This is a genomic window from uncultured Chryseobacterium sp. (genome assembly GCF_936933875.1).
Classification (GTDB): domain Bacteria; phylum Bacteroidota; class Bacteroidia; order Flavobacteriales; family Weeksellaceae; genus CAKZIK01.
Map to the genome: position 1 here is coordinate 25,265 of NZ_CAKZIK010000055.1, position 8,020 is coordinate 33,284.

At 32.2% G+C, this 8,020-nt stretch carries 8 protein-coding genes and 3 pseudogenes; 5 read left to right on the top strand and 6 right to left on the bottom strand.

Going from position 1 to position 8,020, the window contains the following annotated elements:
- The first annotated feature begins 37 nt into the window (after positions 1-37).
- The 5 genes and pseudogenes from Q0252_RS07985 to Q0252_RS08005 all read left to right on the top strand — a co-directional run.
- Complete coding sequence (locus Q0252_RS07985) at positions 38-265, top strand: hypothetical protein (protein WP_024564043.1); 228 nt, start codon at positions 38-40, stop codon at positions 263-265.
- A gap of 50 nt (positions 266-315) precedes the next feature.
- Positions 316-1,440 carry a hypothetical protein gene (locus Q0252_RS07990; protein ID WP_024564044.1) on the top strand — a complete coding sequence of 375 codons (1,125 nt, stop codon included), beginning with the start codon at positions 316-318 and terminating at the stop codon, positions 1,438-1,440.
- 63 nt (positions 1,441-1,503) lie between these two features.
- Positions 1,504-1,797 (top strand): hypothetical protein, encoded by a 294-nt coding sequence (locus Q0252_RS07995; RefSeq protein WP_297985173.1) that lies wholly within the window; start codon positions 1,504-1,506, stop codon positions 1,795-1,797.
- A gap of 58 nt (positions 1,798-1,855) precedes the next feature.
- Entirely contained in the window at positions 1,856-2,695 is an 840-nt protein-coding gene (locus Q0252_RS08000) for a toprim domain-containing protein (protein ID WP_297985175.1), read from the top strand.
- 534 nt (positions 2,696-3,229) lie between these two features.
- Positions 3,230-3,328: pseudogene (locus tag Q0252_RS08005) on the top strand (single-stranded DNA-binding protein); the annotation flags it as partial.
- Positions 3,329-3,434: 106 nt separating this feature from the next.
- Here the strand turns inward: Q0252_RS08005 and Q0252_RS08010 are convergent.
- From Q0252_RS08010 to Q0252_RS08035, 6 genes and pseudogenes are all read right to left on the bottom strand, one after another.
- On the bottom strand, positions 3,435-4,262 hold the full coding sequence (locus Q0252_RS08010; protein ID WP_276285351.1) for a carboxypeptidase-like regulatory domain-containing protein: 828 nt from the start codon (positions 4,260-4,262) through the stop codon (positions 3,435-3,437).
- 78 nt (positions 4,263-4,340) lie between these two features.
- Positions 4,341-4,708, bottom strand: a pseudogene (locus tag Q0252_RS08015) (phage baseplate assembly protein V); the annotation flags it as partial.
- A gap of 136 nt (positions 4,709-4,844) precedes the next feature.
- Positions 4,845-5,300, bottom strand: a complete 456-nt coding sequence (locus Q0252_RS08020; protein WP_297985177.1) for a hypothetical protein — start codon at positions 5,298-5,300, stop codon at positions 4,845-4,847.
- Positions 5,301-5,552: 252 nt separating this feature from the next.
- Positions 5,553-6,035 carry a hypothetical protein gene (locus Q0252_RS08025; protein ID WP_297985180.1) on the bottom strand — a complete coding sequence of 161 codons (483 nt, stop codon included), beginning with the start codon at positions 6,033-6,035 and terminating at the stop codon, positions 5,553-5,555.
- Positions 6,036-6,041: 6 nt separating this feature from the next.
- Positions 6,042-6,548: pseudogene (locus Q0252_RS08030) on the bottom strand (Hint domain-containing protein); the annotation flags it as partial.
- Between the two features lie 240 nt (positions 6,549-6,788).
- Positions 6,789-8,020: thioredoxin family protein (locus tag Q0252_RS08035; RefSeq protein WP_297985182.1), on the bottom strand; the 1,232-nt coding region annotated here is incomplete at its 5' end.

Consider the following 8,020-nt stretch of genomic DNA (forward strand, 5'->3'; position numbering starts at 1 on the left):
CGATTTCATTTCTAACAAATCGTAAAAACTTAAAACAATGAAAATATCTGACTTAAAACCTGGTCAAAAAGTAACCATCAATAAAATATCTTACGAATATCTGGGTATCCAGAAAGTGAGGATCCCCAATATAGGAGAAGCCGAAAAAAGGGTGTTCAAAGCAACTGGTGTTGATTCCTACAAACACTACAATCTTATTGATGGAGACAAAACACTGAAAAGTGAGAAAATAAAACTAGTAAAGAAAACTGTTCGAACCAAATAATTACCATCTGAAATCAGGAAATAAGAAATCAGGAACATTAAGAATAGAAAATGTCTTTATCTGAAAAAGATTTGCGCCATGTCCGAAAGAAGTTTGAGGACAAGGGAGAAAAAGTTCCCGACAAGATTCGGCTGGGAAACCATTTCGTGGACGACTTTATTTTTGATGACCAACAAGCGGCGGACATCCCAATCAATGCGCTTCGAGTCATTTTCAATATCGTTGCAATTATCGGCAATGAACAGTTTCGTCCCGAAGACCGTCCGAAGCAACTTTCCCTATTTGATGAAGAATTTGAAACAGAAAATAACATTTTCGCCTCCATCAAAATCCGGAACAGTAAAATTTCTCCGAGTGGTTCCACAAAGCAGGTTGTGGATGCCTATGAGTTTCTCGCCAAATTTAAGATGGGATGGTACAAATCGCTTAATTCAAAAGGGAAAGAAATCAAAACATTTGGCGGACTTATTTCTACGCCAACCTATGACCAAAGAGGTTTTACCACATTTCTAATTAGCAGTTACTGGCTGAAAAAATTATTGGTTATTCCCGAATATAATTATGTACTCTATCATCTGGTGTATAATATCAGAAACAACAAACACATTATTTTCTCCATCTGGCTTTCAAAAATTCCCGAATCGGGAACAATGCTGAAGCTGGGTAATTTCAATAAAAAGTTTGGGTTAAATTATAAAAATACCAAAGATTTCTGCTTCAAATTTCTAAAGCCCATCAAAATCAATCTCGACAGATACAATAGTTTTTCTTTCCAATACAGGTATGAAAAGGATTCCATATTTATTGTTCCTATCTTAACCAAAGGATTTTCTCATCCATTTGAAGAAGCAAAAAAACTTATAGAATCAAACCAAGAGAATTTTAACCAAAGTCATAAAATTAACCGAAGATTGCTCTATTTCAAAAAACGATATAGATTAGACGAAGCCGAAACAGTCCAGTTTTTCCATCAATACGAAAATATACCGCAGACAAGGGAACTGATTGAAAGAGCCTTCAAGGAATTTATTAGGAACTGCAGAATGAGAAAGATAGCATCGACCGACTTTAAAGGTCAAAAATTTCTTATTGAAATTCAGGCACACATCAAGCATTTGTATAGAAATACAAAAATGGGAGAAATATTCCCTAATGGCTATCCGATGATTGTCTGATTTCGGAATTGCACTCACCACCAATTCGGAATTGCACTCACTAAAGTTAAAGAAATGTTAAAAATGAACAAAATAACAGCATCGAATTCGGAATTGCACTCACCCGAAGATTTAGAAAACACAAAAATTGTGGATAACCTAGCTGTTTTGTGGATAACTACGGTTATCAGAATAAATGGAAAAATCGATTCGGAATTGCACTCACCCCAAAACAGGCTTTATTTCGGAATTGCACTCACCCAAATTTCGGAATTGAACTCACTAGTTTTCGGAATTGAACTCACCGAAAAACACCATCAAATCCTTTGTGGCAAAAGAAGAATGCCGTTTGCTAAAAGTAATATAAAAATAAATTAAAAGTCTTTTTTATTTAAAAGGGAAATGTGGATAAGTAATTTGCATTAAAAGAAAAAAAATGAATTGCGAAAAAGTCAAGCAAAACGTCGGAATTCGGGCGGTTTTGGAGTCGTTCGGGCTGTTTCCGGTCAAAGAAAATCCGAAAACTGCGTTTTATTTTGCGTTGGACCGGGAAGAAAAAATTCCAAGTCTGGCGGTCGATTTTGTCAAAAACAAGGCGTTCGATTTTGGAAATGGAAAAAGTTACGATGTGATTTCAATTGTCCAACAGATAAAGAAATGTTCCGTTTCAGAAGCATTGAAATGCCTTTCAACATTGGATTTTAGAGTTCAAAATGAAATAAAATATCACGAAACTACTGGTCAAACATGCAATCAGATTTTAGAAATCAAAGAAATCCAGCATCCTGCATTAATTCAGTATCTGAAGTCCCGAAGAGTTTTTGAGCAAAAGCATAGGGTTAAGGAAATTCACTACGAATTGAAAGGAAGAAAATATTTCGGAATTGGATTTCAGAATAAGTCCGGAGGTTTTGAGATTCGCAATCCACAGTCAAAAATATGTTTGGGAAAAAAGGATGTGACGTTGATTGTTAATGATAACAATCTCAAGAACGAGATTCTCATATTTGAGGGCTTTTTCGATTATCTGACCTACCGAAATTTAGACAAATCAGATAATTCAAACTGTGATTACTTGACTTTAAATTCAACTGCAATGTTTTTCAAGGTGGAAGAAAAACTGAAACAATATGAGAAAATTTCACTTTTTCTAGACAATGATAAGAATGGGAAATCGGTTAAATTAAAAATTAAAAGTCAATACAAAAATATAGAGGATTGCTCTTTAATTTATCATAATTTTAAGGACTTGAACGAGTGGTTTTGTAATATTTGATCAGTTTAAATCATTGGAGAAACCATTTTCCAATGAATTTCCTTTAGTTTTCCATTAACAACCACGTCCATTGATTAAGTTTCCCAACTGCGGTTGGGCTTTTACGTTTGCAAATGTAGGACGGCACCACCCACACAAAAAAATCTTTTTGGGTTTCTAAAAAAATTCTTTCCACAAGCTCCAACAATTTTTCCAGACACTCCTAAATCCTTCGGACAAAAAGATTTCAAGCCCGATTCGGAATTTTCTGCCTTTATCCAGCGGAACCGAATCGGGTTTTGTATGGATGGTGCCGTCCTATGTTCATGGGCAAAGAAAAAGCCGGAACCTCAGTTGTACGAATCAAATCAACCATAGACGTTCTTTGAAATCAACGGAAAAACAATAAAAATCCAGCAAAAAATACTGTTTTCTAACTTAATATAAAAAAAGAAAAATGCCGAGTGTCCTCGATACCAAATCAATTCACTCCCAACATTTGACCTTTGACAAAACAAAAATTAACAAAATATTAACATTTTAAAATTTAAGATTATGAACACAATCGTAGGTAGAATTACCAAAAATGCAGAAATCAACACCTTGAAAAACGACAAACAGGTCGTAAACTTTTCGGTAGCAACCAATGACAGTAAATTACTAAAAAAAGTGGAATTGAAAAGCATGTGCGGCTAAATATTTAGGCTTTTCAATTCAAGACTTCATCCCGCATTTTGCAAATACTATGTTGTACGCAGTTTTATTTTTCTATTTTCACATCAATATTTAATGAGGGCTGAGCAATTGTTCTCTTTTCCCATCTGTCATAATAGCTCCTATAATAAACGGTTTTGAATAATGCTCCACTCAAATAAATCCATCCATCAAAATTATTTATTACTTGCATTGATACAAAGAAATTTTGTTTAGAAATCCATACATTTCTTTTAGATATATCAAAGGTAAATGTCCCTGCTTTTATGTCGGCTTCTGTTAATTGTACTGTTAGATTTTCACTTAACAAAGAATTGTCAGGAAGTCCATTTTTTTCTGAATATACATTGAAACTTATCAAAAGAGGTTTATCAGTTTTCAAATTTACAATATTAATATTGATCTTTTGAATTTTTAATTTTTTGTTATTATTAAAATAAACACCAAATTCTTTAGATTTATCTTCTTTGGTTCTTGCAGGATTAAAACCAAATTGTACTTTTTTGGTTTTTGCATTAGTTCCCCAGTTTTTTTCGGAATATCTTTTTGGATTTAATTTAACTTCTTGAATATCTACTACTTTTTCGTTAAGAGAAATTATGTGATTTCCACTTATAAAATTTTGAACTGATTGAGAAAAATTTTCAAATCCTCCAACTTGCACTGTAATATTTTTATTCTGATCAACATTTGTCAAGTCAATTGAATAATTACCTTTTTCGTCAGCAATTGCTCCAAAATTTTCATTTTCAATTCCTATTCTAGCAAAAGGAATTGCGCTATTGTTTTCTTTCGAAATAATCTTACCATTTATTGTTTGGGCATTTAAAATACCACAAAAAATTATTGCTAAAAATTTAAATAGTTTACTCATTTAGTTAGTTTGTATAAACGCGTTTGTTGTAAAATTGCGTACAACGGAAAAAGTATTGGCGAAGTGCGGGCTAAATGGAACGTGATTCCCGTTTTTATCACGAATCATCATTCCACCTCCATCATTTAACTCAATAATGTGCCCACTTTTACTACTCAAACTTTTAATATTATTTCCAGAACCGCCAACTTTGCAGTGGAATAGACCCTCATTACAAAAGGACGATCGGGATGATTGTGTTGGAAATTTATCGTTACCTGATCTCCAACTTCGGGAATTGCCATAAAACCTCTGTTTTTAGAAACTTTACTGCTACTTCCTGCGTCGGGAGCCATTACTCGGATGGATTCCGTAGTGTCATGTAACTGCCAATCGAAACGTACCTGAATTCTTCCTTGATTTAATGGATCTGCATTGGCTGTAACTTTTGCAAACTGAGCTTCGGCTTTTAGGAATTGAAAACTTTAACACTCAATAACCAATAATCTGATTTTCAAATAAGTAGAGTATTTCAAGTAAACTACTTGTTTTTAAAAAGAAAAATATTCTTAATTATTTGTTTTATAAGAGAATAAAATCAATTTATTTATTAGAAGTATTTTCCAATGAATCTAAAATCTGAAGATTTCTTTTACTGTTAGGATTTCCTTGTTTTTCTGCTTCAAGTAAAAAATATTTTGATTTTGTAAGATTCCCCATCTGCATATAACAAATGCCTAAAGAATTGGTAATCTTATTAAAATACCCTTCTTTTTTCCCAATTCCTTTATTGTATGCAACTGTGAGATTAGATATTGCATTGTTGTAATCTTTCTTTTCCATGTAAGAAAATCCTATTGGTGCCACAACATCAGGATATTTATTTTTATCAACGCGATTAAGATAAAACAGCGTCAAGTCGTATTGGTTATTTTCGTAAGAATCCCAACCGTTTTTATAAAATTTGCTTTCATTATCTGTAAAAAAATTATATTTAATGATTACAACGAAAATAAATATAGAAAATATTAATAAAATAATCTGAATTACTCTTTTCATAAAATAATTTTAGTTTTAATTTTTTTTACCAAAACAATAACAACAATAAATATACTATATCCACAAAAAAAATAATGCTAACTATTTTTAACTGAGTTATGCCTCCGTAGTGATCAATAACCCAACTTGCTCCGAAAATATACATTATAAATATTACGAGAAGAACAAAAAAATATTTTTCTTTCTCAAATTGTAAAATATCAAATTCCATTAGCTGCTGTCCGGTCTGTTCAAATTCCATAAAATTATGAATTAACTCTTCTTCTCCCTTTTTTCGAACATTTCAAAAATCTTATCAACCTCATTACTCACTGAATCACCTTCAAAAACAGCATTTTTTAAATTGAATTTTTTCATAAATGAGAATGCCTCAACTGAAATATTTAGTGTTTGAGATTGGTCAATAAAAAAGTCATCTTCTCCTTTTGCTCCATTAATAACCATCCAATAAAAAGTTGGAACTTTTTTTTCTAGTTGATAATTACTTTCAAAATATTCATCAAAAGTAAGTTTTAAATCCTTTATAGTGTACCCTGAAAATCTTGTAGTTTCTAAACTTGACTTAAGATATTCTGTTATGATAAAAACAGGAAAGTTTTCCATTAAATCATCACCTAACCAATCTTCTAAGTTGATGTGTAAATCTTTAACAATAGGTGGATGATTGGATTTATTTATTTTTGTATCTTCTCCTAAACCCACAATTACTTCAGGTTCAATTTTAATGTATTTCATAAATTATTATTTTAATGGTGGATTAAATTGAGAGCCATAAAGATTATCAATAACATCAGCAAAATCTTGAATCTCTTGTTTGGTAGCATTAGGGTATTGTTTGTAAAATCGATTCCAAGCGATTCTTATTGTGCTTAAATGCAAAGTATTGTTTACATCTTTTGGTATTCCTCTTAAATTTTCAATTTTATCTAATTCGGCTTTTGTAAACAAACCAGGATATTTTATTAGAACTTGCTGTTCAACTGCGTGGTGAACTACAACATCACCTTTTAAGGAAGGATTTTCTCCAAAGAAATTTTCTCTATATCCATTATGCACCAAAATCCCATCTTCGGTTACATAGTAATTCTCGTTGCCTTCAATATCAAAATTATAAACTTTTTCATAATGTGGCAAGATTTCTATGCTGATAATTGTGGTATAATGTCTTCCTTTTAAATGTAAAAGATCTCCAGGTTGTAAATCTTTAGCTTCTATCCATTCATCATTACAAAAAAATCGGTGTTCTGGTGTTACTCTTACAAATTCTCCTTAAAATATTCCACTCCAAATTTTAAGCAGAAGCTTGATTAATTTATGTTTGTTAAAAATTAAAATCAATAAAATTATTTGAATAAGAATTGGCATTATTAGTCTTAATTCGAAAATTGACAAAATCGAATAGACATTATAGAGAAGCAAAATTGAAATAAACATAATGATTCCGTAATAAAAAATCTTGTCTGTAAAAATTGCTTTCTCCATTATACTCTATTTATTCTTAAAATAATCAATCCCACATTTTAGGAATTTTTTGAAATCTTCTTTCGGCATATAACCAGAAACCGGCGAGTTAATCACTTTTTGGTCAGGCGTTACTAAAACATAATGAGGTTGGGAATTGTTATTGAAATTAACCTGCTGGAACAAACTCCATTTGTCTCCTATTGTTTTTACTTTCTTCATTTGACCTTCTCCCATATCGATTTTGATTTGTTCATTTTCTGGCAATTCTTCCTTATCGTCCACATAAACCGAAGCAATGATCACATCATTCTGAAGAATTGGCAAAACATCATCCTGGCTCCATACAAACTCCTCCATTTTTCGGCAATTTTCACAACCGTAACCTGTGAAATCTATCAAAACTGGCTTATTTTCTTTCTTCGCCACTTCAATCGCTTCAAAGTAATTATGATAAGGTTTCAAACCCAGAATTCCGTCTTCTTCTTTGTGGAAATAACTAACATTTAACGGAGGCAAAATCCCGCTTAACATTTGTAATTTAGGTTTTTCTGAAGGAATCAATCCTTGAATCAAATATCCAATAAATACAATCCCAAACACACCCAGAATTCTCCTTGTTAAACTGATTTTCGGCTTTTTATCATCGTGTGGAAATCTGATTTTCCCGAATAAATAAACCACTAATCCAATCGCAATGATAATCCAAAGCACGATGAACAATTCTCTTTTCAGCAAGAATGTTTTGGAAACCAAATCTGCTTTTGAAAGAAATTTTAAAGCCAAAGCCAACTCGATAAATCCAAGAACCACTTTTACCGTGTTCATCCAACCTCCAGATTTTGGTAAATTTTGTAAAGCTTGCGGAAACAGCGCCAACAATCCAAAAACTAATGCCCAAGCCAATCCGAAACCAGCTAAAGCAAACGTCAACAATGTTGGAACATTAGTCGCGCCTGCAACAACGCCACCTAATAAACTTCCTAAAATTGGACCTGTACAAGAGAATGAAACAATGACTAATGTCAATGCCATAAAGAAAATTCCAATTAGTCCGCCCGCTTCTTCAGCTTTGGAAGATTTGTTGGCGATCCAGCTTGGCAAAGTAATTTCGTAATACCCGAAAAAACTTAGAGCAAAGAATAAAAATATAGCGAAGAAAAATAAATTCAGCCAAATATTGGTTGAGATCTGATTGAAAATGTTCCCTGAAATTCCATCAATAATATGAAACGGAATACTCAATAAAACGAAAATCA

Coding starts and splice junctions, on each gene's coding strand:
- Q0252_RS07985 (WP_024564043.1), top strand. CDS start 38: ATGAAAATATCTGACTTAAAACCTGGTCAAAAAGTAACCATCAATAAA.
- Q0252_RS07990 (WP_024564044.1), top strand. CDS start 316: ATGTCTTTATCTGAAAAAGATTTGCGCCATGTCCGAAAGAAGTTTGAG.
- Q0252_RS07995 (WP_297985173.1), top strand. CDS start 1,504: ATGAACAAAATAACAGCATCGAATTCGGAATTGCACTCACCCGAAGAT.
- Q0252_RS08000 (WP_297985175.1), top strand. CDS start 1,856: ATGAATTGCGAAAAAGTCAAGCAAAACGTCGGAATTCGGGCGGTTTTG.
- Q0252_RS08010 (WP_276285351.1), bottom strand. CDS start 4,262: ATGAGTAAACTATTTAAATTTTTAGCAATAATTTTTTGTGGTATTTTA.
- Q0252_RS08020 (WP_297985177.1), bottom strand. CDS start 5,300: ATGAAAAGAGTAATTCAGATTATTTTATTAATATTTTCTATATTTATT.
- Q0252_RS08025 (WP_297985180.1), bottom strand. CDS start 6,035: ATGAAATACATTAAAATTGAACCTGAAGTAATTGTGGGTTTAGGAGAA.